25 protein-coding genes are annotated in these 24,700 nt (G+C 64.6%); 16 read left to right on the plus strand and 9 right to left on the minus strand.

From position 1 onward, the window contains the following. Together AC3WN8_RS15800 and AC3WN8_RS15805 are read left to right on the plus strand one after the other, a co-directional pair. Positions 1-182 (plus strand): hypothetical protein (locus AC3WN8_RS15800; protein WP_492670410.1); only part of this gene is annotated, 182 nt, incomplete at its 5' end. 93 nt (positions 183-275) lie between these two features. After that, a complete protein-coding gene (locus AC3WN8_RS15805; protein WP_492670411.1) occupies positions 276-1,364 on the plus strand; it encodes a sensor histidine kinase in 1,089 nt (362 codons plus the stop codon). 102 nt (positions 1,365-1,466) lie between these two features. Here AC3WN8_RS15805 and AC3WN8_RS15810 read toward each other — a convergent pair whose 3' ends face one another. Both AC3WN8_RS15810 and AC3WN8_RS15815 read right to left on the minus strand, forming a co-directional pair. Next, complete coding sequence (locus tag AC3WN8_RS15810) at positions 1,467-2,666, minus strand: diaminopropionate ammonia-lyase (protein ID WP_492670412.1); 1,200 nt, start codon at positions 2,664-2,666, stop codon at positions 1,467-1,469. A gap of 35 nt (positions 2,667-2,701) precedes the next feature. After that, positions 2,702-3,865: an amidohydrolase gene (locus AC3WN8_RS15815; RefSeq protein ID WP_492670413.1), complete on the minus strand. Its 1,164-nt coding sequence runs from the start codon at positions 3,863-3,865 to the stop codon at positions 2,702-2,704. A gap of 162 nt (positions 3,866-4,027) precedes the next feature. Between AC3WN8_RS15815 and AC3WN8_RS15820 the strand changes: the two genes are divergently transcribed. The 8 genes from AC3WN8_RS15820 (at position 4,028) to AC3WN8_RS15855 (ending at position 12,859) form a co-directional block, all read left to right on the plus strand. Continuing rightward, a complete protein-coding gene (locus AC3WN8_RS15820) occupies positions 4,028-4,486 on the plus strand; it encodes an Lrp/AsnC family transcriptional regulator (protein WP_492670414.1) in 459 nt (152 codons plus the stop codon). A 71-nt stretch (positions 4,487-4,557) separates the two neighbouring features. Continuing rightward, positions 4,558-5,841, plus strand: a complete 1,284-nt coding sequence (locus AC3WN8_RS15825) for an ACS family MFS transporter (RefSeq protein WP_492670415.1) — start codon at positions 4,558-4,560, stop codon at positions 5,839-5,841. A 98-nt stretch (positions 5,842-5,939) separates the two neighbouring features. Continuing rightward, complete coding sequence (locus AC3WN8_RS15830; protein WP_492670416.1) at positions 5,940-6,515, plus strand: TetR/AcrR family transcriptional regulator; 576 nt, start codon at positions 5,940-5,942, stop codon at positions 6,513-6,515. A gap of 169 nt (positions 6,516-6,684) precedes the next feature. Then, positions 6,685-7,839, plus strand: a complete 1,155-nt coding sequence (locus tag AC3WN8_RS15835) for a serine hydrolase domain-containing protein (RefSeq protein WP_492670417.1) — start codon at positions 6,685-6,687, stop codon at positions 7,837-7,839. Between the two features lie 221 nt (positions 7,840-8,060). Then, positions 8,061-8,348, plus strand: a complete 288-nt coding sequence (locus tag AC3WN8_RS15840) for a hypothetical protein (protein WP_492670418.1) — start codon at positions 8,061-8,063, stop codon at positions 8,346-8,348. Positions 8,349-8,704: 356 nt separating this feature from the next. Then, complete coding sequence (locus tag AC3WN8_RS15845) at positions 8,705-9,535, plus strand: outer membrane protein (protein ID WP_492670419.1); 831 nt, start codon at positions 8,705-8,707, stop codon at positions 9,533-9,535. 445 nt (positions 9,536-9,980) lie between these two features. Next, positions 9,981-11,600 (plus strand): M20/M25/M40 family metallo-hydrolase, encoded by a 1,620-nt coding sequence (locus tag AC3WN8_RS15850; RefSeq protein WP_492670420.1) that lies wholly within the window; start codon positions 9,981-9,983, stop codon positions 11,598-11,600. A 35-nt stretch (positions 11,601-11,635) separates the two neighbouring features. After that, entirely contained in the window at positions 11,636-12,859 is a 1,224-nt protein-coding gene (locus tag AC3WN8_RS15855; RefSeq protein ID WP_492670421.1) for a serine hydrolase domain-containing protein, read from the plus strand. A gap of 95 nt (positions 12,860-12,954) precedes the next feature. On the opposite strand, the gene AC3WN8_RS15860 is transcribed toward AC3WN8_RS15855, so the two are convergent. Beyond that, on the minus strand, positions 12,955-13,461 hold the full coding sequence (locus AC3WN8_RS15860) for a MarR family winged helix-turn-helix transcriptional regulator (RefSeq protein ID WP_492670422.1): 507 nt from the start codon (positions 13,459-13,461) through the stop codon (positions 12,955-12,957). 258 nt (positions 13,462-13,719) lie between these two features. On the opposite strand from AC3WN8_RS15860, the gene AC3WN8_RS15865 reads away from it, so the two are divergent. From AC3WN8_RS15865 to AC3WN8_RS15875, 3 genes are read left to right on the plus strand one after another with little or no spacing between them, the layout of a single operon-like run. Beyond that, positions 13,720-14,247, plus strand: a complete 528-nt coding sequence (locus AC3WN8_RS15865; protein ID WP_492670423.1) for a hypothetical protein — start codon at positions 13,720-13,722, stop codon at positions 14,245-14,247. Between the two features lies 1 nt (position 14,248). After that, complete coding sequence (locus AC3WN8_RS15870) at positions 14,249-15,061, plus strand: SDR family NAD(P)-dependent oxidoreductase (protein ID WP_492670424.1); 813 nt, start codon at positions 14,249-14,251, stop codon at positions 15,059-15,061. 43 nt (positions 15,062-15,104) lie between these two features. Beyond that, entirely contained in the window at positions 15,105-15,932 is an 828-nt protein-coding gene (locus AC3WN8_RS15875; RefSeq protein ID WP_492670425.1) for an arylamine N-acetyltransferase family protein, read from the plus strand. Here the strand turns inward: AC3WN8_RS15875 and AC3WN8_RS15880 are convergent. Then, the gene (locus AC3WN8_RS15880) at positions 15,908-17,125 is read right to left on the minus strand and encodes an MFS transporter (protein WP_492670426.1); all 1,218 of its coding nucleotides are present in this window, start codon (positions 17,123-17,125) and stop codon (positions 15,908-15,910) included. The genes AC3WN8_RS15875 and AC3WN8_RS15880 overlap by 25 nt on opposite strands. 120 nt (positions 17,126-17,245) lie before the next feature. On the opposite strand from AC3WN8_RS15880, the gene AC3WN8_RS15885 reads away from it, so the two are divergent. Next, positions 17,246-17,851 (plus strand): TetR/AcrR family transcriptional regulator, encoded by a 606-nt coding sequence (locus AC3WN8_RS15885; protein WP_492670427.1) that lies wholly within the window; start codon positions 17,246-17,248, stop codon positions 17,849-17,851. A 67-nt stretch (positions 17,852-17,918) separates the two neighbouring features. Here the strand turns inward: AC3WN8_RS15885 and AC3WN8_RS15890 are convergent, their stop codons facing one another. Together AC3WN8_RS15890 and AC3WN8_RS15895 are read right to left on the minus strand one after the other, a co-directional pair. Further along, a complete protein-coding gene (locus AC3WN8_RS15890; RefSeq protein WP_492670428.1) occupies positions 17,919-19,661 on the minus strand; it encodes a hypothetical protein in 1,743 nt (580 codons plus the stop codon). Between the two features lie 94 nt (positions 19,662-19,755). Beyond that, positions 19,756-20,529, minus strand: a complete 774-nt coding sequence (locus tag AC3WN8_RS15895) for an AraC family transcriptional regulator (protein ID WP_492670429.1) — start codon at positions 20,527-20,529, stop codon at positions 19,756-19,758. Positions 20,530-20,613: 84 nt separating this feature from the next. On the opposite strand from AC3WN8_RS15895, the gene AC3WN8_RS15900 reads away from it, so the two are divergent. Beyond that, positions 20,614-21,240 (plus strand): MSMEG_1061 family FMN-dependent PPOX-type flavoprotein, encoded by a 627-nt coding sequence (locus tag AC3WN8_RS15900; protein WP_492670430.1) that lies wholly within the window; start codon positions 20,614-20,616, stop codon positions 21,238-21,240. 27 nt (positions 21,241-21,267) lie between these two features. On the opposite strand, the gene AC3WN8_RS15905 is transcribed toward AC3WN8_RS15900, so the two are convergent. Then, entirely contained in the window at positions 21,268-21,693 is a 426-nt protein-coding gene (locus AC3WN8_RS15905; RefSeq protein WP_492670431.1) for a hypothetical protein, read from the minus strand. Next, positions 21,690-22,124, minus strand: a complete 435-nt coding sequence (locus tag AC3WN8_RS15910) for a helix-turn-helix domain-containing protein (RefSeq protein WP_492670432.1) — start codon at positions 22,122-22,124, stop codon at positions 21,690-21,692. The genes AC3WN8_RS15905 and AC3WN8_RS15910 overlap by 4 nt, the downstream gene beginning before the upstream one ends. A gap of 74 nt (positions 22,125-22,198) precedes the next feature. Here AC3WN8_RS15910 and AC3WN8_RS15915 point away from each other — a divergent pair, with 74 nt between their 5' ends. Continuing rightward, a complete protein-coding gene (locus AC3WN8_RS15915) occupies positions 22,199-23,038 on the plus strand; it encodes a class I SAM-dependent methyltransferase (protein ID WP_492670433.1) in 840 nt (279 codons plus the stop codon). Positions 23,039-23,101: 63 nt separating this feature from the next. Here AC3WN8_RS15915 and AC3WN8_RS15920 read toward each other — a convergent pair whose 3' ends face one another. Then, a complete protein-coding gene (locus AC3WN8_RS15920) occupies positions 23,102-24,631 on the minus strand; it encodes a PQQ-dependent sugar dehydrogenase (RefSeq protein ID WP_492670434.1) in 1,530 nt (509 codons plus the stop codon). Positions 24,632-24,700: the final 69 nt, after the last annotated feature.

The raw sequence follows: 24,700 nt of genomic DNA on the forward strand, positions 1-24,700 counted from the left end.
CCCTTTCCCCAGCCCCCGGTTGCGCTGATGCAGCCGCCGGCGAAACGCGACTTCCTCTCGCCGACGCGCTGATCGCATCCGAACAAGCCGAGCGTCTTGTCGCGCTGCAGGCCTGGGTAAAGGCGCAGGTGGCTGTGGATATGAATGGGGCGAAGACGGTAGTGATCGATCCCGAGGATTGAGGCGCTGCAGAAATGGCGACGCCACTTTAACATGGATCGATTGCCACGGCGCCCGACTTGGCCTCTATGCTGCGCGCGATTGGAGTGCGCGTTATGGCCGACAATGATGAACCGGAAGAGATCGGCAAGCTGCTCGAGACGCCCGGTCTGGCCGATGCGCTGGAAAGCGATCGTTTCAAGCAGTTTCTCGATCATGTGCCCGTTGCGATCGCGGTGTCGGAACTCCGTCCGTCGGAACGGATTGCCTATGCCAATATGGAATTCGAGCGGCTGACCGGCCAGGCCGCCGCCGCAGTGGAGGGGCGCGACTGGACGATGCTGCCCGGTGTCGCGGCGGCGGCGGGCGACGATCGCCGCCTGAGCGAGGTGGTGGAGGCCGATGAGGAGTATCTTGGCTGCTTCGTGATCGAGCGCGGTGATGGCGCGGTGGACATCGATGCCTGGTCCAACACGATCGAGGATGACGATGGCCGCCCGATGTTCCGGCTGGTCGCGCTGGCGCAGATCGGCCAGCCGCGCGCGGATGCGGAGAGCCAGGCACTGCGCGAAAAGGATGTGCTGCTGCGCGAATTGCAGCATCGTGTGAAGAACAACCTGCAGATGATCACCGCACTGATCCGCATGGAAGCGCGCAATGTGGGGGACGAGGCGACGGGCAAGCGCTTCGACCGGCTCGCCGGACGGATCACCGCGCTGTCGCTTCTCTACGACACCATGTCGACCGAGGGGCTGGAGGGGACGATCGATCTGGGCGTCTATCTCAGTCAAATCGCCTCGGCCGTGATGCAGGCGCACGCGACGGAGGGCATTCGCCTCGACCTGCTCGTCGATACATGGCCGGTGTCGATCAATGTGGCGATGCCCGCCGGGCTGGTGGTCAACGAACTGCTCACCAACGCGCTCAAACATGCCTTTGCGGGCCGCGACGGCGGGACGATCCGGCTCCATAGCCTGATCGACGATGGCGGCTGCCGCGTCACCGTGTCCGACGACGGTATCGGCCTGCCCGAGGGCACGAGCTGGCCTAGATCGGGCAAGCTCGGCGCCGTCATCGTCCAATCGCTCAAGCAGAATGCCGGGGCGCGGGTGACGGTGGCATCGGAGGCTGGGCGGGGGGTGTCGGTATCGATCTTCTTCGCTCAGGAAGCCGCCGCGCCGGCAACAGGCCAGGGTTTAATCTAGGATCACCTCCCGAATTGCCATTCCCGCTTTCGCGGAAATGACATGATATTGAGTCGATCCGCCTGAGCTCAGACTAGGTCAGAAGCTACGGCTGCCGTCCGCTCATACGGCAATTTCGGCGCAGACCTCAGCAGCGTCCAGTCCGGTCAGTTCGCGATAGCGCTCCGGATCGGTCGCGCCTTCGCTATTGATCGCCAGGATCCGGGCATCGGGGCCGAGGCGGAGCGCGGCGCGGCGTTCCGCATCGTCGGCGATGCGGATGAGGCCGGCCAGCCCCGCGCCGCCGCTTTCGCCCGCGACGATCGCGGGATCGCCACCCGCAGGCCGGGCCAGCCGGTTCATCGCCGACACGGCATCGTCCTCCCCGACCGTCATGAACGCGTCGGCCACACGGGAGAGGACGCGCCACGCCAGCGGCGAAGGGTCGTAACATTCGAGCATCGCCATCACCGTGGGCTCGCCATGGGCGATCTTGACGGGATGGCCGGCGCGTGCGGTTTCGAAGAGGCAGGCGGCCCGATCGGGCTCGACGACGATGACGGTCGGGCGTCCCTCGCCAAGCACGAGCGCAAGATGGCCCGCGACCGCGGCGGCGAGGCCGCCGACGCCGGCCTGGACGAAGACATGGGTGGGCGGCGCGGGCAGCGCCTCGATCGCCTCGCGCACCATCGCGGTATAGCCCTGCATCACCAGGCCGGGGATGCGCTCATAGCCGGGCCAGGAAGTGTCGGAAACGATGATCCAGCCGCGTTCCGTCGCGACGCGCGCGGCCTCGGTGACGGAGTCGTCATAGGTGCCGGGCACGCGGATGATCTCCGCACCGAAGCGGGCGATGGCGGCGACGCGCGCGTCGCTGACGCGTTCATGGACGAAGATCACGCAACGCGCGCCGATCAGTTCCGCGCCCTGCGCCACCGAGCGCCCGTGATTGCCGTCGGTCGCGCAGGCGATGGTGAGCGTGGCCGCGACCGCGCGGACCGGGCCGGAGCGCATCTGGTCATAGCCGACCGGGCGGCCGAAGACGCGGCCCGCTTCCTCCAGGACCAGCCGGATCACCGCATAGGCGCCGCCGAGCGCCTTGAAGCTGCCTAGGCCGAGGCGGGGGCCTTCATCCTTGATCTGGATCGCGGCGACGCCGAGCTGGTCGGCGAGGGCGGGCATGGCGTGGAGTGGGGTCGGCCGATGATCGGGGCGGTGTGTCAGATGTTCGGCAACCTCGGCGGCCGCCGCGCCGTCCAGTGTTGCGGCGTCGCGCGGATCGAGTGCCGCGCCGTGATCGGGGTGGCTGTTCAGGATAAGCATGCGAGCGAGTCTTTCGTAGGGATTGGGCGTTGGGATCAGGGGAGTTGCAGGCGCTGTCGGGCGATCGTCGCCAGCCAGAGGGCGCCGTTCGGCAGGATCTCGTCGTTGAAATCATAGCCGGCATTGTGGAGCGGCAAGGAGTCGGCGCCATTGCCGATAAAGCCGAAACAGCCGGGCACGCGCTCCAGGAAGCGCGCGAAATCCTCCGACGCAGTGATCGGCGCGCAGGCGCCCGCGACATTGTCGGCGCCGAACACGGTTTCCGCGGCGCGGACGGCGGCGGCAGTGGCGGCCGGATCGTTGATCAGCGCGACGAACTCGCGGCTATAGGTCACTTCTGCGGTGCAGCCGTGCGCTGCGGCGATGCCCGCGACGATGCGGCGCATCTCGGCCTCGATCATCGCACTCACCTCGGCGCGAAAGCTACGCGCATCGCCTAGGATGCGCGCCTCGCCTGGCAGCACGTTGCGCGTGCCATCGGTCACGATCTCGGTGGCGGAGACCACGGCGATATCGGTGGGGCTCAACCGGCGCGAAACGATGGTCTGGAGCGCGAGCACCGTGGCGCAGGCGGCGACCATCACCTCACGCCCCGCCTGTGGCCGCGACGCATGGCCGCCCACGCCGCTCAGTACGATCTCGAAATTATCCTCGGCGGACATGGCGGGGCCGGCGGTGGTCTCGAACCGGCCGGCGGCGATGCCCGGCATATTGTGCAGACCGTAAATCTCGTCGAAGGGGAAGCGTTCGAGCAGACCGTCATCGAGCATGGCGAGCGCGCCACGCCCCCATTCCTCCGCAGGCTGGAAGATCAGCCGGACCACGCCGTCAAAGCCGCCATCCTCGACGAGCATCCGTGCCGCGCCGAGCAGCATCGCGCTGTGCCCGTCATGGCCGCAGGCATGCATGACGCCCTGATTGCACGAGGCATGGGGGCGATCGCCACGCTCGGTGATGCGCAGCGCGTCCATATCGGCGCGTAGCGCGACCGCACGATTGCCGCCCCCCGCCCGGAGCGTCGCGACGACACCGGTGCCGCCGACGCCCTCCACGACATCGGCGATGCCGAAGCCGCGAAGCGTTTCCGCGACGAAGGCGGCGGTGCGCCGTTCCTCGAAGCCCATTTCGGGATGCGCGTGCAGCGCGTGGCGCCAGGCGATCATGTCGCGGGCGCGGATCTCGTGCATTGGGTCGGTCATCGGTCGGGCCTCGTCGATGCAGCGGGGTTGGTGAGCGAATAGTTCAAAAACGATGAGCGATGTGCTGAATTTGGCGGGTGCATTTGCAAGTTTCGCTCGTATTGTTCCCGATCTCCGTTTGTCCCGAGCGGCAATTTTGAAACGGAAATTTTGAAAGCAATCATGGTTCCAGACTCCTTCGATCGCGCCATCCTGACCCTGTTGCAGCGGGACAATCGCATGCCGCAACGGCTGATCGCGGAGCAGGTCGGCCTGTCCGCGCCCGCGGTGCAGCGCCGGATCCAGCGGCTCGAGGCGAGCGGCGTCATCGCCGCCAATGTCGCGATCGTCGATCCCGCGGCGCTCGGCCGGCCGCTCACCATCCTGGTCGAGGTGGAAGTGGAAAGCGAGCGCGCCGACCGCATCGACGATCTCAAGCGTCGTTTCCTCGACGCGCCCGAAGTGCAGCAATGCTATTATGTCACTGGCGAAGTCGATTTCATGCTGGTCGTCACCGTACCGACCATGGCGGATTATGAGGAGATGACCCGGCGCCTGTTCTTCGCCGACGAGAATGTCCGCAAGTTCCGCACCTTCGTGACGATGGACCGGGTGAAGACGGGAATGCGCGTTCCGGTGTGAGGGTGCTTGCGCGCGCCGCGCTCATGCGATCTACCTGCGTGCCATAACGAACCGACCGGGGAGGGGCGGAGATGGCATTGATGGGGGCGGCCTCGAAACCGGGGCTGCAAAAGCGGCATATCGTGGTGCTGATGTGCGCGCTCGCGACGTTCATCTGCTATATCGACCGGGTCAACATCTCGGTCGCGATCATTCCGATGGCCGAGGATTTCGGCTGGTCCGGCACCACCAAGGGTCTGGTGCTTTCCTCCTTCTTCATCGGGTACATGGCCGCGATGATCCCGACCGGCTGGCTTGCCAACCGGGTCGGCGGGCGGTTGCTGCTGGGCGGCGCGCTCGTCGCCTGGTCGGCCTTCACTTTCCTCACCCCTATCGCGGCGTCCTTGTCCTTCGCCGCGCTGATCGCGACACGCATCCTGATGGGCGTAGGGGAAGCTGCGAGCTTTCCCGCGATCTACAATCTGCTCGCGCGCTGGATGCCGGGCCCGGAAAAGTCGCGCGCCGCCGCGATCAATCTCACCGGCATTCCGATGGGTACGATCTTCGCATTGCTCGTCACCGGCTGGCTGGTCGAGCATCATGGCTGGCAGAGTGTGTTCTATGCCTTTGGCGGGCTGGGGCTTGTCTTCGCGGTTTTCTGGTTCCGGCTGATCCATGCGCGGCCCGCGCTGCATCCAACGATCAGTGCGGAGGAACGCGCGCTGCTCGCCCCGATCGAGGCGGAAACCGGCACGGTGCGCCAGCCGATCCCCTGGCGCCTGCTGCTCTCGCACAAGGCGGTGTGGGCGCTGATCATCAATCATTTCTGCAACAACTGGACGCTCTATCTGATGCTCGCCTGGCTGCCGAGCTATTTCCGCGACGTACAGCATATGTCGGTTGCCGGATCGGGGCTGTTCGCGATCGGCCCGTGGATCAGCCAGTTCGTCATCGGCAATGCCGCCGCGGTCGTCGCCGACAAGATGATCGCGCGCGGTGCCGACGTGACCAATGTGCGCCGGCTGATGCAATGCGGCGGGCTGGTCGGCAGTGCCGGCTTCTTCTTGCTCGCGCTCACCGCGACCACCCCGGCGATGGCGCTGTTCTGCATGTGCGGCGCGCTCGGCGTCGGCGCGCTCACTTTCGCCGGTTTCGCGGTCAACCATCTCGACATCGCGCCGCGCCATGCCGATGTGCTCTGGGGGATCACCAACACCGCCGGCACATTGCCCGGCATCATCGGCGTCGCGGCGACCGGGCTGCTGCTCGACCTGACCGGCGGCTATACCGCCACCTTCATCCTCGCCGCGGGAGTCAATCTGGTCGGCGCCGCGATCTGGCTGGCGTGGGGAACCGGACGGAAGATCATCGACTGATCGAGCGTAGACGGGGCGGCAGATTAACAGACTTAATGGTATGTTTGTAAAACATGCCGGCGCGGGCTATCTCGGTCGCGACGGAGATAGCAAGCCAGATGCCCAAACGATCCGATGCATATATGGCCGAGCGCCGCCGCCATATATTGGACGCGCTGGAGCGGTGCGTGAAGCGCGACGGCTGGGATCGCGCGACCATCGACGAGGTCGCGCGCGAAGCCGATCTCAGCAAGGGCGCGGTCTATGTCCACTTCGACAGCAAGCGCGCGTTGCTGATCGGGCTGGTCCGGCGCGATCTTGCGGCAGCGGAGGTGCTGTCCGGGATCGAGACCATCGCGCAGCTTCGCGCCGATATGCGTGAAGGGTTGGGCCAGCTTGCGCGGCGCGAGGGCTGGCGCGTGGTGGCCGGCGCGCTGGAAACGCAGATCGACGGCGTGCGCGATCCCGAAATCCGCGAGGAGATGGTGGCCGGCGCCGATCGCGTGATCGCGCTTCTCGGCCAGGTCGTTCAGCGGCTTTGCCCCGATCTCGATCCGGCGACCGCGCGGTTGCGCGCGATCGGACTGCTGACCTTCATGAACGGCATCAACACGCTGCGCGGTTTTTGCGACAGCCTGACCAAGGCCGACATCCATGCGCTGATCGATCGGCAGCTGGATATGCTGACGGCGTGAAGCGCTGGGACTGATGCCCGCAACCGACCTTCTGTAAAAATACTCGCGGGTCTGCTATTGACAGGCTCGCGGCGCTCTGGTCCATGGCTGTATTGGTCCGGCATCGACCGGACCTGGGCTGCTTATGGCCCGGATACAGGCAGGCGCCACGCGCCGCATGGGGGAATGGATGAGATATAGCCGATATGGATTCGCCGCCGCGTCGATGGCCGCGATCGTCGCCATGGCCGCGCCGGCGGCCGCCGCGGATACCAAGGCGGTCGCCGCCGCGATCGATCGCGCCGCGAACGAGGCGGTGGCGCAGGGGCAGAGCCCCGGATTGCAGGTCGCGGTGTTTCGGGATGGTGCGCCCGTGCTGGTCAAGGGCTATGGCTCGGCGGATCTCGAGCTCGGCGTGCCCGTTACCAACGACAAGATATTCCGGATCGGATCGGTGACCAAGCAGTTCACCGCGGTCGCGCTGCTGAAATTGCAGGAGGAGGGGAAGCTCTCGCTCGACGACAAATTGTCGCGCTATTTCCCCGATTTTCCGCGCGCGAACGATATCACGCTGGCGCAGATGCTGCACCACACCTCCGGCCTGTTCAACTATACCGCACTGCCCGATTATTTCGTGAAGGACGGGCTGCTGCACCGCTCCACGGCGGAGATGGTCGCCTTTTTCGCGGCGATGCCCAAGCTGATGGATTTCGAGCCGGGCACCAGCTGGAACTACAGCAACACCGCCTATTTCATGCTTGGCGCCGTACTGGAGAAGGTCGAGGGCAAGCCGCTGGCGGCCGTGCTCAAGGATCGCTTCTTCACACCCTTGGGCATGACCAGGACCGCGCTCGACGACGAGACCGATATCGTACCGGGCCGTGTCGAGGGTTATGCCAGCGACGGCGTCGGCAAGTTCAAAAATGCCGGTTTCATCTCGATGACGGTGCCCGGCGGCGGCGGCGCGATGCGATCGACGGCAAGTGATCTCGTGCGCTGGAACGCGGCGCTGTTCGGCGGCGAGCTGCTGACGCCCGCATCCTTCGCGGCGATGACCACGCCGGGCAAACTCACCAACGGCCAGACCAGCGGCACCGTGATCGGGAAGATCGAAGGCATGCCCAAGGTGGAATATGGCTATGGCCTGATGATCTCCACCCTCGACGGGCACAGGAAGGTCGATCATGGCGGTGGCATCAACGGCTTCAACGCCTCGCTCTCCGAATTTCCGCAGGATCGGGTGACTGTTGTCGTGCTGTCCAATACGATCGGCAAGGATGTCGGCGCCGCCAAGGTCGCCGCGCGGATCGAGCGGATCGCACTGGGCCTGCCGCCGGCGCCCTGACCGGCAGACCTTCGTCATGATGGCGGGGGCGGGGCGGCGACGGTGGCTCCGTCCCCGCTTCACTCTCCATCAAGATAATCGTGCGAAACCAGCGTCGTTCCGGATCCGATGCTTGTGCAGTCGCGCAAGATGAGCGACGTACCGGAAGGCAGATTGGGCGGAGCACGGAACTGGATAAGCGCCTGTGCACTGGCTGCTTCTTCGAGCACTCTCCTCACGGGGTGCGGCGAAAAGACGTCCAATCCGGCGCCGCCCGACTCGTTGCGCCCGTCACGCTCGAGGAACGGTCCTCGACGATCCGGCTACCGGTCGGCATTCCGCTGAGCCTGCTCGAACAGGCGATCAATGCCGAAGTGCCGACGTTGCTCCACCGGATCGACGAACCGGAACAGACCTGCATCAAGACCAAGAGCCGGCTGATTCCCGACATTATCGTGCCGGCTGGTCGGCAGCGTGCGGCGCGGCCCCATCCGCGTTTCGGGCGCCGGCGGGATGTACCACCAAATTGAAGCCTTCACCGGACGCTGGTGGTACGAAGTGGCTGGTGACGCAATCGAATTGCGCGCCGGTGATCGCGAAGGCATGGTCCCCGGCGGCGTTCTGCGCATGCAGTTGCGCTTTTCAGATCTGGTCAAGGACGTCCAGCCAATGGAGCCGGTGAGGGGCCGCCTCCCATGCAATGCTAATCATGATGGGAGCGTTACTCCCATCAGGGGGACGGTGCTGATCGACCCGATATTCGCAATGGAGCGCCGGCATTGTTGCGGCGCGAGGGTATTGCATCCGGAATGGTGCCGAACGTTCGTTGCGGAGAGGCGACTGCCCCCGCATTGATGCGCAATTCGCCATCATTGGAGATTCGATTGTGACAAAATGGTTTTGTGGCGTCGTTGCGTCCGTTCTTATCGTGCCCGCCCCGGCTTTCGCGCAATCGCTTACGCTTGAGCAAGTTGCGCGACGACTCGAAGCGCTCGAGCGGGAGAATGCCGCGTTGCGCCAGGATCTCGCCCGCCTGTTGGCACGAACCGCCGATGCTGGCCTTCCAGAACACGATGCTGCCGCGTCATCAGCGGTGCCGCAGGCAGCAGCGGCGGTGCCGTTAGGTCGCGTGTCTGCGACAGCGGCAGCCGCTAAGGTTCGAGCATGGGATGGCGCCTATCTCGGTATCAACGTCGGGCTGGCTGAAGCCCTTTACACCTATCACTCACTCGACATCTCGCCCGGTGGGAATGCGAAGGCGAGTGGTATTGCGTTCGGTGCCCAACTCGGGCGTCGCTGGCAATCAGGGGCGGTTGTCACGGGCGTTGAACTGGAGGCTTCTTTTCCGCAGGGCCAGAATGCGGGTCTGTTGCCAGGCAACGCTTCGCCGATCCCGTTCGACACGCGGATCACCGGCCGCGTAAAGGGGCAGCTGGGCTTCGCTACCGACCATGTTCTTGCCTATGGCACGGTCGGACTCCAGCTGTCGAATGTCCGCTTTGGCAACGCGAAGGTTCCGCCCGCGACGGGGTTGGCCTTTCGTGAAGGGAATGCCGCTGGTTTTCTCTTCGGCCTGGGCCTTGCCACGCGCCTGTCCGACGAGCTGTCTATCGAAATCGAAGCGACTCAGGCCGATCTGGGCCTGTTACCCGGTACGAACACGGTCAGTGGCCGGAGTAGGGCAGTGGCTCTCCGCCTGAGCCAGAAATTGCTCTAGCTTTGGCGATAACCTGGCGGTTCGCGGGGCTAGTCCGGCGGTTGAGGCTTTTTCCTATATCCTTCCCGTCAATGGGGGAGGGCATGAGCCATTCGCCGTGTCCGCTTCCGATGGACTTGCCGGCCGTTTCACCATGTTCATGGCGATGCTGGCTGGAGAAGATATGATGGCTCCCCGTCTGTATTTACCTCGCCGTCGCAGCAGTCATCGCGCTGATCGCATTCGGAATCAGCCAGTAGTACCGGGCCTTCGTCGCTTTCGTGACGTTGGCAACTACGCTGTGGACGGCATAGGCCGCACCGTCACAACTGACCGGCAGCTAAGCCCTCTGCCGAATCATCGCGCCAAACATATCCGGAATGGCGGCCACCGGCGTTATGCGCTTGCCAGTGCGTTGCCGTCGCCATAGCAATCGCGCAGTCCTCCCTTCGAACGACGGAACGCCATGCGCACCCTGCCAATCGCACTCGCCGCCATCCTGCTCGGCACTACCCCGCTCTCCGCCAAGCCCGCCCCCAAGCCCGACGACAAGACCCAGGTGCTGCGCATCGTCGATGAGGGGACCAACCATTCGCAGGTGATGCAGACCGCGCAGCATCTGACCGACGTGATCGGGCCGCGCATGACCAATTCGCCGGGCATGCGAAAAGCCGAGGAGTGGACGCAGCAGAAGTTCCGCGAATGGAACCTGGCCAATGTCCATAAGGAAGGTTTCCAGTTCGGCCGGGGCTGGTGGATCGAGAAGTCGAGCGTCCGGATGGTCACGCCGCGCCCGATCCAGCTTGCCGCGATCCCGATTGCCTGGACGCCCGCGACCAAGGGTTTGCTCGTCGCGCCGATCGTCGTCGCGCCGATGCGCAAGCCCGAGCATTTCGAGAAATGGCGTGGCAAGCTGGCGGGCAAGATCGTGCTCGTCTCGATGCCGGGCGAGGGCTCGGACACCGAAAAGGCGCCGTTCCAGCGGCTGAGCGACGCTGATCTCGCTAAGCTCGATACCCATGAACAGCCAAGCTGGGATCCCGCAAAGCTGGCGCAGTGGATGAAGCAGGGGCGTTTCGAGCGCGAACTCGCCGACTTCCTCGCGAGCGAGGGCGCGGTCGCTTATGCCAAGCGCTCTCGCGGCGAAGGCAAGCTGCTTCATGGCGAAGGCTATTTCCACCGCGTCGGGGAAACCCCGGCCATTCCCGGCGTCGAGATCGCGGCTGAGGATTATCGCCGCCTCGCCCGCCTCGCGCTGTCCGGCACCGCGCCGACGCTGGAGATCGAAAGCAACGTCCATTTCGACGACAGTGATCCGCAGGCGTACAACATCATCGCCGATATTCCGGGCAGCGATCCCGGCGCGGCCTATGTCATGGCGGGCGCGCATCTCGATAGCTGGGCGGCCGGCGACGGCGCTGCCGACAATGCCGCCGGATCGGCGATGGTGATGGAAGCGGCGCGGATCATCGCGGCGATGGGGGTGAAGCCCAGGCGCACGATCCGCTTCGCTTTGTGGTCCGGCGAGGAACAGGGGCTGTATGGCAGCATCGCCTATATCGAGAAATATCTGGCGAAGCGCCCTGCGCCCGAACGCCCGCTGAGCGCCGATGAGCATTATGTCAGCTGGGCGACGCGTTTTCCGATCACGCCGATGCCTGGCTACAAGGATCTTTCGGCCTATTTCAACATCGACAATGGCTCGGGCAAGCTGCGCGGCATCTATGCCGAGAACAATATGGCGGCGGTGCCGATCTTCCGCGAATGGCTTGCTCCCTTTGCGTCGATGGGTGCTTCGACCGTTGCGATCCAGAAGACCGAGGGGACCGATCATCAGTTCATGCAGTCGGTCGGGGTTCCGGGGTTCCAGTTCATCCAGGATCCGCTCGATTACGAAACCCGCGTCCATCACACCCAGCTCGATACCTATGATCATATGCGGGCGGAGGATATGCGGCAGGGCGCGATCATCCTGGCATCCTTCCTGCTCAACGCGGCGAACGCCGACACGCCGTTCCCACGCGGTCCGATGCCGACCCAGCCGGCGGTGACCAATCCCTTCTCCTATCCCGATCCGGACCAATAGGAGAACCCGGCCTAGGACCGACCAGGGAGATCGCCATGTCGCGCCGGATTGCCGTCACGTTCCTGATCGCCGCCGCGCTGGCCGCCGGGCCGGCCCCGGCCGCCGGCGATCGCGCCTTCGATGCGGCGCTGGGCGATTTCCGCAAGCTGCATCGCGCCGAGATGCAGCGGTCGGGCATCGTGGGCAGCAGCTTCTATGTCGTGCGCGACGGCCGCACCGTCGTTGCCGATCATCTGGGTGAGCAGGATGCCGACGCGCATGTCCCCGTCGATGCGCAGACCATCTACCACTGGGCGTCGATCACCAAGACGATGACGGGGATTGCGATCATGCAACTGCGCGATCGTGGGCTGCTGACGCTCGACGATCCGATCGTCCAATATGTGCCGGAGCTTGCCGCGGTGCATAACCCGTTCGGTGACACCAAAGCGATCACGCTGCGCCAGCTGATGAGCCACAGCGCGGGCTTCGGCGGAGCGACATGGCCCTGGCGCGATCATGAGTGGCAGCCGTTCGAGCCGAAAGGCTGGGCGCAGCTCGTGGCGATGTTGCCCTATACCGAGGTCAAATTCCGTCCGGGCACGCGGTTCAGCTATTCCAATCCCGGCATCGTCTATCTCGGCCAGGTGATCGAGCGGCTCTCGGGCGAGGATTACGAAGTCTATGTCGACAAGAATATCCTGAAGCCGCTGGGCATGCATGCCAGCTATTTCGATCGCACGCCGCCGCACCTGCTGCCGCACCGGTCGCACAGCTATCATATCCGCGACGGCAAGCGTGTCGCCGCGCCGTTCGACGCCGATACCGGCGTGACCGTGTCGAATGGCGGGCTCAACGCGCCGCTCCCCGATATGGCGAGATATGTCGCCTTCCTGCTCGGCGATCCGGCGCGTGCACACGATTACGATCTTGTCCTCAAGCGATCCTCGATCGAGGAGATGTGGCGGCCGCAGATCGCGGCGGGCGACGATTTCAGCCAGGGGCGGATGGCAGCGACCACGCAGAGTGGCCTGTCCTTCTTCGTCGATCGGGGGCGGGCGGTGCGCTTTATCGGCCATAATGGCGACCAGAACGGCTTTCGCGCCTATCTCAGCCTTTGCCCCGATCAGCATGCCGGCAGCCTGCTGGCGTTCAACACCGAAACGCGTGGCGTGCAGAACAGCCCCGCCAACCGAGCCACCGCCGAATCACGCATCGCGCTGGCGACCGACGCGCTGTGCGAGGCGCTGGCAAAGCCGACGGGCCAGAGCGATTTGTAGTTCGATGGAATCATCGATCGACTCGAACCGCAGACCAGCGAAGCTGAAATCGCGGTTAGAGCAGCCGATCTGATGCGATCAGATCGTGAACTGCTCTAGGTCTGATCGGTGGGCTTTGCGCGCGGGCCCGAGCGATAGCCGGGGTGAACGTTGCGGATGAGCTGCTGCTGATCGGCGATGCGTTGCAGCAGCGCCGCCAGCACATCCTGTTCCTCGTCCGATAACGCCTGAAGCAGCGCCGCCTGATGCGCGCGCGCGATCCGGCCGACCTCCGTGGCGAGCGCGTCGCCGGCAGCGGTCAAATGGAGCGCATGCCGGCGCCGATCGGTGTCGTGCTGACGGCGCTCGACCAGCCCGCGCGCTTCCAGCGTGTCGAGCAGCAGCACGATGCGGCTCGGCAGCGTATCCAGCGCCGTTGCAAGCTCGCGCTGGGTCAAGCCCGGCACGGATGCGAGCATGCGGAACAATCCGGCATGGGCCGGGATCAGATCCAGCACGGCCAGCCGAGCGGCGAATTGGGATGCGGCATGCGCGCCGAGCTGCGCGAGCAGGAATGCGACTGTCCGTCGTCCGCCTGTTTCCGTGCCTTTGTTTTCAGCCACGCTCTGCTCCTTGAAAGTCGATATTGTTCATCATATGAATCGTTCATCGAATGAATGATTCGATTATAGATCCATATGAGGACAATGCCTATGCCCACCCACGCCGAGACTGCCGGGACATATCGTCAGGCGGGCCCACCCTTGTGGTTGCCCGCGACGATCTTTGCCCTGCTATTCTGTGCCGGGCTTGCTCTGCTCATGCGTGGCTCCCCCGCATTCCCGGGGCCGGACGTGAACGACGCGGCGATTTTGGAATTTATGCGGGCGCGTTCGGATGCGGTGCGACTCTGCGCCGCGCTCCAGTTCGGCGCGGGCGTCCCGCTCGGCATCTTGACGGCGGGGCTGGTCGCACGACTGCGCTTCCTGGGTGTCGATGCGGTCGGCCCGTCGATCGCGCTGTTTGGTGGTTTCGCGGCGGCGATCGCGATGATGATTGCGGCGTCGATCCTGTGGGCGCTGTCCTTTGTCGGCGGCGATGTGAGCGGTGCGGGCGCGCTTTTCCGCCTGTCCTTCGCGCTTGGCGGGCCGGGTTTCTCGGTGCCGTTCGGCCTGCTGATCGCCGGCATCGCCATTCCCTGCGCCATAATGAAGCTGGTCCCGCGCTGGCTGGCCGGGGCCGGGCTGCTGCTGGCGCTGCTGGGCGAACTCAGTTGGCTGACCCTGTTCGACCTCCGTTTCCTGCCGCTCGTCCCGCTGACCCGATTCCCCGGATTTTCATGGCTGATCCTGGTCGCGATCCTGCTTCCGGCAACCCGCGCCAATGCATCCGCCCAGACTGGAGTTTGACATGATCGAAGAGATATCGCGCCCTCCACTCGCGGGCAGGACCGCGCTCATCATCGGCGCGAGCCGGGGGATCGGATCGGCGACCGCGCGGCTGCTTGCCGGGGCGGGGGCGCAGGTCATGCTGGCCGCGCGCGACGCGAAGGCGCTGGAGGCGGTGGTCGATGCGATCCGCGCCGATGGCCTGATCGCGCAGTTCCGCACCGTCGACGCGGGCGACGAAGCCTCTGTCGCCGATCTGGTGCGCGAGACGGTCGCCGCCTTTGGCCGGCTGGATCTCGCGTTCAACAACGCCACCGACGCCTCAGTCCCACGGCCGCTCGCCGACATGTCCGTCGCCGATTTCGACCGCGCGATCCGGATCAACATCCGCGGCACCTTTCTGGGCATGAAGTATCAGATCTCCGCGATGATCGACTCCGGGGGCGGCTCGATCGTCAACATGGCCTCGCTCGCGGGCGTCCGGGGCGTCGCCAATCTGGCGGGCTATGTGACGGGCAAGGCGGGCATCATCGCGCTCACCAAGGTCGCGGCGCTGGACTATGCGGATCGCGGCATCCGCGTGAACGTGCTCGCCCCCGGACCGATCCTCACTCATCATCTCGAAGCGGCGGGGGAACAGGCGCGGGCTCAGGCCGCTTTGGCGACGCCGATGCGCCGGATCGGAACCGAGGATGAAGTTGCGCGCGCCGTGCTCTGGCTGGGATCGGACGCCAGCAGCTTCGTCACCGGCGTGACACTGCCTGTCGATGGCGGGCAATTGGCGGGCATGAAGCCCGAACATATGTATCGCCAGCCCCAGGCCGATCATGGCTGATTGGTCTATATGCGAGGAATCGCCGCATGCTGAAGGATGATCGATGAACGCCGCCGACCTGCAGACCTATTATACCCGCATCGGCTGGGACGGCGCGGCTCTGGCGCCGTTCGACCGATTGCGAACGCTGATCGCGCATCATATCGCGCATATCCCGTTCGAAGCCGTCGACGTGCTGCTGGGCCGCGCCATCGATCTCGATCCCGCGACATTGTTCGACAAGCTCGTCCACAGGCGGCGCGGGGGCTATTGTTTCGAACAGAACAGCCTGTTCCGGCGGATCCTTCGTGCACAGGGCTTCGATGCCGAGGCGCTGATCGGCCGCGTGCTGTGGATGTTGCCGCCCGGCGATCCACCGCGCGCCTGGACGCATATGGCGTTGCGCGTTCGGATCGACGATGCCGATCACCTCGTCGATGTCGGCTTCGGCAGTTGCGTGCCGCCCTGGCCGCTGCGCTTCGACACGACCGAACCGCAGGAGACCGCACATGAGACGTTCAGGCTGACGCCGACGGTCGAAGGCCATCTGCTCGAGGCGTTGATCGACGGCGAATGGGCGCGCGTCTATGAAGTGGCGCGGGTTGCGGTTGACGACGCTCGGCTCAGCCGGGCGAATGATCAGGTCTGGTCTGACGCGAGCGCGCATTTCCGCCACCGCCTGATGATCGCGAAGACCACGTCGGAGGCTCGCCATGTCCTGCTTGAGAACCGGCTGACCGTCCGGAAACCGAGGGCGCCGCCCGAGCGGACTTTCCTCACCAGGGACGCGTTACGCGCTACGCTCGAAAACCGCTTCGGCCTGAGCGACGGCATCGACTGGCCGGCGCTGCTCGATCGCGTCGATTTTCAGGCGGAGACGGCCGCGGGCTGATCCGTTAAGGCACGGCCCGGCGTCGTCAGGCTGCGCTGGCCGAGCAATGCCGTGACCACGGCGACGATGCCCGCCGCGATCGACACCCAGAAACCCTGGCTCGCGCCAAAGGCGTCGATGACCCGGCCCGAGGCGAAGGCGCCGACCGCCATGCCGATGCCGATACCCGTCGTCACCCAGGTGATGCCCTCGGTCAGTCGGGCAGGGGGCACCAGCCGTTCGATCAGTCCGAACGCCGTGATGAAGGTGGGGGAGACCGCGGCACCACTGGCGAACAAGGCGAGTGCGAGCATCGGAATATTGCCGACGAACAGCAGCGGCACGGTGGTCGCCGCCGCGATGGCAATGGCGATCGCGAACTGACGCGATAACGGCATTTTCAGCTTGAGCGCGCCATAGACCAGTCCGACGAACAGCGAGCCGACGGCATAGCCGCCCAGCACCAGGCTGGCCGCCGCCGCATTGCCGAATTCGGCGGTCAGCGCGATCACTGTCACTTCCGCCGTGCCGAAGATCGCACCGACCGCGACCAGCGCGAAGGCCAGAATCTGTACGGGGCGCAGCGCGATGGCCGGGGCACCATCGCCTTTGGTCGCCGGCTGTACGCTGGGTTCGGTACCCTTTTGCAGGATGAAGGCGGTGGAGCCGATGGCGAGGAACAGCGTCGAGGCGAGCGGACCGGCCTCGGGGAACAGCGAAACGCTGAGGCCGACCGACAGCGACGATCCGGCGATATAGACCAGTTCGTCGGCGACCGATTCGAAGGCGAAAGCGGTATTGAGCTTCGGCGTGCCCCGGTACAGCGCGGTCCAGCGCGCGCGGACCATCGCCGGCATGCTCGGCATAGTGGCGGCGACCAATGCGAAGACGAACAACAACCAGTCCGGTCCGCCGAAATGCGTCGCGGCGATCAGGCCGGAAAAGCCTGCCACCGACAGCGCCGCCGCCGGGGGCAGGACTCGGCCCTGTCCCAGCCGATCGACCAGTCGCGAGATTTGCGGCGCAAGCAGTGCGTTGGTGAGCGCGAAGGCGGCGGCGACCGCGCCGGCGAGCCCATAGGCACCGCGCGTCTGCGACAGCATGGCGACGATGCCGATCGTCGCCATCGCGATCGGCAGGCGGGCGACGAAACCCGCCGCGGCAAAGCCCTTGGCGCCCGGCGCCCGGAATATCTCGCCATAGGGGTTGGCCATCGCACGCTCCTCGACTTCGATACGGAATCATTCATATACGTAGCGTATGTGAATGCAGCTAGTGACATACGCAGCGTATGTCAATATATATACGTCTCGCATGTGAAGAAGGCGGGACAGATGGCACGCAGACCCCGGACGGAAATGATCGCGGAAACCCGCGCGAAGCTGCTGGCGGCGGCGCGCGCGGCATTCGGCTCCGTCGGCTATGCCGATGCGTCGATGGACGATTTCACCGCCGAAGCCGGGCTGACGCGCGGCGCGCTCTATCATCATTTCGGCGACAAGAAGGGGCTGCTCCAGGCGGTGATCGCGCAGATCGACGCGGAGATGTCCGAACGCCTGCGCATCATCGCCGCCAGCGCACCCGATCCCTGGCAAGGCTTTGTCGACGAGAATATCGCTTATATCGAAATGGCGGTGGAGCCGGAGATCCGCCGTATCGTCATGCGCGACGGTCCGGCGGTGCTCGGCGATCCATCGACCTGGCCGTCACAGACCGAATGCATCCGATCGATGACCGCCAGCCTCGAACGGCTGAAGGCGGAGGGCTATATCATCGATGTCGATCCCGAGGGCGTCGCCCGTCTGCTCAGCGGTGCCGGGCTGCACGCTGCGCAATGGATCGCCAATGCCGACGACCCGGCGGCGACATCGAAGCGCGCGGTACAGGCGTTCAGGACGCTGCTCGACGGGCTTTTGATCGCGGGCGCGAAACCAGCGTGACCTTGGTTGCATGGCGGGGCGTTGCGAAAGGCCCGATCCTCACGGATCGGGCCTTCCAAGTTCATTGTCAGATCACTGTCCGCGACACTTCATACCATGTGCCACCGGCCCCGAAATTATTGGCCAGTGTCAGCGTATCCTCATAGGTGGCCGAGAAATCGGTGCTTCCGCTCAGCCTGATATTGCCGACGCCGTTTTTGACGGTGCGCGCCTGGCCGAAGACGATGGTGATCACGCGCTGATAATCGCCCTCCTGTGCGGCGATCGAAGTCAGGTCGGTGCTGCCGGTCATCGTCACGACACGTGCGCCATAGGGAAGCGTCAGCGTGCCGCCGGGGCTGATGGCGGCATAGCCCATGCGGTTGTCGCTGTTCTCGTAGATGACGGGGACGGTCGACTGCACGTTGACCAGCGGCCGTCCGGATCCCAGGCAGTTGCGGATGATGACCCGGCTGTTCGCATTGCTGTTGGTCACGTTGATTTCGGTCGAACCGCCGGTATTGCCGGAAAACTGACAGCTATCGATGACCCATGTCGTCGCTTCGCCGCCGCCAAGGGCGATCGGCTGTCCGGGCAGGTTCCTGAACACGCAGCCATGGATCACCGATGTCACGTTCGAGGCATCGATCCCCTGCATCGTGGTGGATTGCGTATAACCAGACAACGTCTTGCTGCCGTCGAAAATGCACGAATGCACAGACATGACATTGCCGATGCCCGTACCGTATTTGATGCCCGCACCGCGCAAATTCCGGAACGAGATGCCGTTGAACGCGAATTCGCCCGCGCTGCAGGAAATGAACACGGCATGGCTTGAGGCGAATTGCTCGTTCTGGAGGAAGGATCCGCCATTGACGCGGATATTCTTCATATTGTCGCCATCGAGAAGAAGGCCGTAAATCTCGAAATACTCATGCTGATTTCCGTTCAGCTGAATATCGTGAGCGCCATCGATCAAGGAGACCTGCTGGTTGGTGAGATAGAATATATTGTTGGAGGCCAGGATATTGGCGCCGTTGATCACGAGTCCGTTAAGCCCGTCGTCAAAGGTGCAACTGGTGACGAAGCCGTCGCCGCCCGATGCCTTGATGCCGATGCCCGGGCTTGAGAAGAAAACGTCGGTGATGGTCCAGCCTGCGCAATTATTGGTGTCGATGTTCGCGGCACTGTCGGGACCGCCGAGCGTCGTAAAATCGCGGACGCACACCGAGTCACCGCTGGAATCGTCGGTGCCGTCCGATTTCTCGCCAAGCTTGATGATCGGATTGCTGTTGGCGGTGCGGCTGGAAACATCGATCCACGACGATCCCACGCCGGCGCCGGTCAACGTCTGACCCTTGCGAACGAACAGCGGCACATTGCCGGCGCCCAGAATTGTCGTGCCGTCGGCCAGATGGATGGCCCGTCGCAGTGACGCGCTATAGATATCGGCAGCGCCGGTCGCCAGATTGCTCGCCACCGTCGTATCGGTGACGCCATCTACGATCGCGCCGAAATCCTTGACGTGGACGGTGTCGCGATCCTTATCCTGCTGGGTGCGATTGACCGCCCCGGCCTGGGACGCGATGAAGCCGATACCGGCCGATCCGTTGCTCGGGATCGTCGTCCGCACCCAGACCTTGGTATTGTCGCTTGTCGATCGGATGTAGTTGGTCTTGCCGGTGTCGGCCGCCACCTGCGCCGTGAAACTGGCATAATCCCGGATCGTGAAGGTGCCGGCCTTGCCCGCTTCGGCGAGAATCGCGGACAGGTCGGTCGTATTCGCGGCTTCGAGTGCCGCCGTGGTTGCATAGGTACCGCTGAGTGCCATCAGAATCTCCTTTGTGAACGGAACAAAGGAGGAACATTTGAAATCCTACATTGCAAGCACAAGGGCAGGTCGTGCGCGAATTGCACGCCCGGGCTCAGGGGGCGGCGAAATAGGCCGAGGGCGTCACCCCGAACATGCGCTTGAACAGCGCGATGAAGGCGCTGACGCTGTCATAACCGAGGTCGAGCGCGACGGTGGTGACCGGAACATCCTCCGCCAGCATTTCCAGCGCCCGCATCAGCCGCGCGCGCTGCCGCCACGCGGTATAGCTATAGCCGGTTTCCGCGACGAAGCGCCGGCTCAGCGTGCGTTCGGAAATCCCGGCCCATGCCGCCCATGCGACCATTTCGCGCCGGTCGCCGGGATCGTCGAGCAGCGCGCGTACGATCAGCACGAGGCGGGGATCTTGTGGCATCGGCAGGCCGAAGGGTTCGACGGGGGTGGCGCTCAACTCATCGAGGATGACCATCGCGATGCGCCATTGCCCCTCATCCATATCCGGCCCCCGCCAGCCGGAGGCGCGGATCACTGCTTCGCGCAAAAGGCCCGACGCCCGCATCGTGCAGGGACGGTCGGGCAGGTTCGCGCAAGCCGATCGCGCGACATAACAGCCCCATCCCTCATGCGCGCCGTGCATATAGCCGTAATGCGGCTGATCGGGCGGAAGCCAGACCGCATGGTCGGCGGGGACGACCCATGCACCCGCATCGGTGCCGATGGTGAGCAGGCCTCGCCGCAGTCCCGACAGCTGGCCACGGGCATGGCTGTGCAGTCCCAGCTCGCGCCGTTCAGCCGGTGTTTCGTAGATCGCGACGACAATCGGATCGTTGGGATCGCGTTCGGCGAGCGCGAATTTCTCCTCCAGCATGGCGGCTACTCGCAATTGATTGGCTGCTATAGCTTAGCGCCGCCGTACGGGTCCGGCTATCATCCTGATCGACAGGAGATGTCCATGACCCGGCCAACCCCCAATCCCACTGCCCCCGATCTCGACCAGCTCTACGATCCGCCGATGGAGCATGTTCAAAAAGCGGTGCGGCAGGAACTGATTTCCTTCCATGAGGATTATCTCCGGCGGGCGACTTTCTTCTGCCTCGCGACCGGTCGCGACGCCGGGCTGGACGCATCGCCGCGCGGCGGGCCGCCGGGTTTCGTGCGGGTGCTCGATCCCAAGACGGTGGCCTTTGCGGACTGGCCGGGGAACAACCGCATCGAATCGATGCGCAATCTGGTGGTCGACGACCGGCTGGGCATGCTGTTCCTGTTCCCCGGCCTCGACGTCTTCATGCGCATCAACGGGCATGGCCGGATCACCGACGATGCGGCGCTGTGCGCGACGCTCGCCGAGGGCAGCAAGATCCCCAAGACCGCGATCGTCGTGGCGGTGGACGAAGTGCTGTTCCATTGCGGCAAGGCAGTGAACCGCGCCCGGCTGTGGGATCCGGGGTCGCGGATCGAGCGCCGGAGCCTGCCGACGCCCGGCCAGATGGTCGCCGCGATGACGAAGCAGGAACCCTCCGCCGCCAAGGCGATCGACGAACATTACAACCATGCGATGCGCAACGATCTCTATGGCTGATCGCGCTGCGCGGAATATGATCGCGGATCAGCCGGCGTAATACCATCCGGCTAGCCTGGCCCTTGGCACGATCACGGCCAGACCCTCGCCGCCATTGACGATCCTGTACCATGCACCCGGCCGATGGAGCGCGCCGGACATGTCCCCGAGCGGGGCGCCCTGACCGGTGCCGCATCCGCCAAGAGCAGAAAATGCGGCCAGGGGTTTCGCGTCCTCCGGGACCGGCGATGCGATCCAGCCAGCGGCCGGCGCCGATGTGCCCATCAGGCGTTTGGCCGAACGCTCGTCAAGTTCGACGACGATCGCCACGCAGCCTTCGCGAAGCCCGGACGATGCATCGGAATAGAGCGTTCGTTCGACCTCAACCTGCTGTGGGAACATGGCTTCGGGCCAATTTGCGCCGTTGCATGCGGCGAGCATCATGAGGGCGGGGGCGGCAATCCAGCGTGTCATGGCATGTGCCGGTCGATCGCGCCGCGTTTTCCCTTGGCCGGCCGCGATGCCGCGTCGTTGAGCAGGCGCTGGAAGGTCGGGCATTCCATATGGCTGGGGGCGGGGCAGGCTGCGGCATGGCGAAGGCCGTCGCGCATCGCAGTGAGCTTGCCGATCGTGCTGTCCAGTTCATCGGCCTTGGCGGCGAGCATGTCGCGGTCGATGCGCGGGCTGCCGTCGGGGCCGAACATCAGCGCGATTTCGGCGAGCGACAGGCCGGCGGAGCGGGCAAGCGTGATCAGCGCCAGCCTTTGCAGGATCGCGGCATCGAACACGCGTCGCAGCCCGCGCCGGCCGATCGACGCGATCAGCCCCTGTTCCTCGTAAAAGCGCAGCGCCGAGGCGGGCACGCCCGACCGCCTGGCCACTTCGGCAATATCGAGACTCGGCATGCTTGACCTCAAGTCGACTTGAAGTGGCACACTGGCCGCGACGACTCGCAAAGGCAATCGAAAGGGTGACGAAAATGGACGACCGGCATGGGACGGAGAGTGCGCAGCAGCAATTGTGGAACGGCGTGGCGGGTCGGAACTGGACCGAGGCGCAGGCCGTGCTCGACGCGATGTTCGCCCCGTTCGAGAATCTGCTGGTTCGGCCGATTGCGGGCGAGCCCGACGGCGCGCTGCTCGATGTCGGCTGCGGAACGGGTGCGATCACGCTGGCGGCGGCAGGAGCCGGGATGGCGCGCCACTGCACCGGCATCGACATTTCACGGCCGATGCTCGATCTGGCGCGCGCGCGGGCCGAGCGCCAGGGCATCGACGCCGATTTCATCGTGGCGGACGCGCAGACCCATCGCTTCGCATCCGCGAGCTTCGACCGGATCGTCTCGCGCTTCGGCGTGATGTTCTTCGATGATCCGGTGTACGCCTTCGCCAACCTGCGCGGCGCATGCCGCGACGGCGCTGCGCTGCGCTTCGCCGCCTGGCGTGCGCCGGCGGAAAACCCGTTCATGACGACGGCGGAGCGGGCGGCGGCACCGCTGTTGCCCGACTTGCCCGCGCGCGATCCCGACGCACCGGGCCAGTTCGCCTTCGCCGACCCGGAGCGCATCCGCCGCATTCTCAGCGAAAGCGGCTGGTCGGCCATCGAGATCGCCGCAGTCGATGTGGCCTGCATTCTGCCCGAGGCGGAACTGGACGGCTTATTCACCCGGCTGGGGCCGCTCCAGTTCGTCCTGCCCACGCTCGCGCCCGTATTACGCGATCAGGTGATCCGCACCGTCCGCGCCGCGTTTCAGCCTTTCGTCCGGGACGATATGGTGCGTTTCACCGCCGCCTGTTGGCTGGTCGATGCGCGAGCGTAGGGATTGGCCGCCATTCTCGGTATAAAGGAGAGGTGGTCGGCGGTTCGATTCGAGGCTTCGCCCCTAGATGGCTTCGACGATATGGACGTCTCCGGTCGGCGAGAGGATGTAGATATTCCCGTCTTTGTCCTGGCCGAAGCCGGAAACGGGGCCGGTGACGGGACCAAGATTCAGAGAGCCTCCTCTTTTTGCGCCATTATCCAGCTGATTCAGAGTGTAAGATGCAGCGGTGTAACTGGTGAGATCCTTAAATTTGCGGTGTCCCATGACATAGAGGCCCTGAAGCGATTCCGAGCGGCCTCGGTATACGACGCCGCCGATCAGGCCGAAGTCACCCGGTTGGCTGGGAGCCAGTCCCCGGCTCTCACCTATGACCGGGTAACGGAAATTGTCGGAGACAGCCGGTTCTATCGGTATTCTGAGATTTCTGACGGGGGAATAGTTGCGTCCGGCATCGGCCGGACGGACGAGATTTATCTCGTAAGTGTAGAGGCCGTACTCTGAATAGCCATAGTCATTGACCCACAGAAAGCCGGTGCCGGTATCGAAACTGGCATGCTGCGGATTGAGCATGCCCAGCACCCAGATTTCGGGCGCGCCGCCCGCTACCGCGAACGGATTGTCGGTGGGAATCGCATAGTCGCGCCGGCTGTCGTTCGGGAATGCATCGCGGTTGACATCGATCCGCATGATCTTGCCGAGCAGGTCGGTTGAGTTCTCTCCCATCTCCGCGCCCGCGCCCGAACCGATATAGAGAAAGCCTTCGGGACCGAAGCCGATCCAGCCGCCGACCTTCACATTGTTCGGATTGGGGATCGACAGGATCACGTCGGCCGATGCCGGATCGGCCTGATCTATGTCCTGCGGCCGGGTGCGGTAGCGCCGGACCTCGAGATTGCCGCCCACGGTCATTGCGGCATAGACGGTTCCGCTCTGCGCGAAATCGGGCGTCACAGCGAAACCGATGAGGCCGCGTTCACCATCGGTGCTGATTTCCGCCGAGACATCGAGAAAGGCGCGGCTGGCAATGGCGCCGCTCGACAGCGTCAGCATGCGCACCCGTCCGGCCTTTTCCACCACCAGCGCGCGATCCGGCTGGTTGGGCAGCGTGACGAGGTTGTTCGGCCGATCGAATCCCGATGCGACCTTGCGGGCCCTGAACGGGCTCGTCTTGATGTCGGTGACCGTGACGTCGAGAAGCTGTTTCGCGGTTTCCTTGCCGTCGGTCACTGTTATCTCGACGGTGTAGACGTTGGTGTGGAAATCACGCGGCTTCACATCGGTCGGCAATTCGAAATCGGGCGGCGTGCGGAAAGACAATTCCCCGGCCGACGAGATATTGAACGCGGCGGCATCAGTGCCGCCTGAGATCGAGAAGGTCAGGTGATCGTTATTCCCGTCGGTGGCAATCGCGATATAGACTATACCCGCCTTGTTCTCTTCCACCGTCGCGGTCGCGCGCGCCGCGATGGCGGGCGCCTGGTTCGGCGGCGGCGGAGGCGGGGCATCCTCGCCGCCACCACAACCGCTCAGTGAAAACAGCGATGCGCACGCCAGCATTCCCAGCCGTCGCGCCGAACCCCCCTTCGACATAAATCTCTCCAACGCTTACTCTGCACTCGCTACTCCAATATCGGGATATCATATTTTTGCGGGCGCGAA

The sequence above is a fragment of the Sphingobium sp. FW305-3-2-15-F-TSA7 genome (assembly GCF_058787155.1).

Coding starts and splice junctions, on each gene's coding strand:
- AC3WN8_RS15870 (WP_492670424.1), top strand. CDS start 14,249: ATGATCGAAGAGATATCGCGCCCTCCACTCGCGGGCAGGACCGCGCTC.
- AC3WN8_RS15900 (WP_492670430.1), top strand. CDS start 20,614: ATGACCCGGCCAACCCCCAATCCCACTGCCCCCGATCTCGACCAGCTC.
- AC3WN8_RS15830 (WP_492670416.1), top strand. CDS start 5,940: ATGCCCAAACGATCCGATGCATATATGGCCGAGCGCCGCCGCCATATA.
- AC3WN8_RS15885 (WP_492670427.1), top strand. CDS start 17,246: ATGGCACGCAGACCCCGGACGGAAATGATCGCGGAAACCCGCGCGAAG.
- AC3WN8_RS15805 (WP_492670411.1), top strand. CDS start 276: ATGGCCGACAATGATGAACCGGAAGAGATCGGCAAGCTGCTCGAGACG.
- AC3WN8_RS15880 (WP_492670426.1), bottom strand. CDS start 17,125: ATGGCCAACCCCTATGGCGAGATATTCCGGGCGCCGGGCGCCAAGGGC.
- AC3WN8_RS15910 (WP_492670432.1), bottom strand. CDS start 22,124: ATGCCGAGTCTCGATATTGCCGAAGTGGCCAGGCGGTCGGGCGTGCCC.
- AC3WN8_RS15855 (WP_492670421.1), top strand. CDS start 11,636: ATGTCGCGCCGGATTGCCGTCACGTTCCTGATCGCCGCCGCGCTGGCC.
- AC3WN8_RS15875 (WP_492670425.1), top strand. CDS start 15,105: ATGAACGCCGCCGACCTGCAGACCTATTATACCCGCATCGGCTGGGAC.
- AC3WN8_RS15895 (WP_492670429.1), bottom strand. CDS start 20,529: ATGCTGGAGGAGAAATTCGCGCTCGCCGAACGCGATCCCAACGATCCG.
- AC3WN8_RS15835 (WP_492670417.1), top strand. CDS start 6,685: ATGAGATATAGCCGATATGGATTCGCCGCCGCGTCGATGGCCGCGATC.
- AC3WN8_RS15825 (WP_492670415.1), top strand. CDS start 4,558: ATGGCATTGATGGGGGCGGCCTCGAAACCGGGGCTGCAAAAGCGGCAT.
- AC3WN8_RS15890 (WP_492670428.1), bottom strand. CDS start 19,661: ATGGCACTCAGCGGTACCTATGCAACCACGGCGGCACTCGAAGCCGCG.
- AC3WN8_RS15850 (WP_492670420.1), top strand. CDS start 9,981: ATGCGCACCCTGCCAATCGCACTCGCCGCCATCCTGCTCGGCACTACC.
- AC3WN8_RS15865 (WP_492670423.1), top strand. CDS start 13,720: ATGCGGGCGCGTTCGGATGCGGTGCGACTCTGCGCCGCGCTCCAGTTC.
- AC3WN8_RS15905 (WP_492670431.1), bottom strand. CDS start 21,693: ATGACACGCTGGATTGCCGCCCCCGCCCTCATGATGCTCGCCGCATGC.
- AC3WN8_RS15915 (WP_492670433.1), top strand. CDS start 22,199: ATGGACGACCGGCATGGGACGGAGAGTGCGCAGCAGCAATTGTGGAAC.
- AC3WN8_RS15815 (WP_492670413.1), bottom strand. CDS start 3,865: ATGACCGACCCAATGCACGAGATCCGCGCCCGCGACATGATCGCCTGG.
- AC3WN8_RS15810 (WP_492670412.1), bottom strand. CDS start 2,666: ATGCTTATCCTGAACAGCCACCCCGATCACGGCGCGGCACTCGATCCG.
- AC3WN8_RS15920 (WP_492670434.1), bottom strand. CDS start 24,631: ATGTCGAAGGGGGGTTCGGCGCGACGGCTGGGAATGCTGGCGTGCGCA.
- AC3WN8_RS15820 (WP_492670414.1), top strand. CDS start 4,028: ATGGTTCCAGACTCCTTCGATCGCGCCATCCTGACCCTGTTGCAGCGG.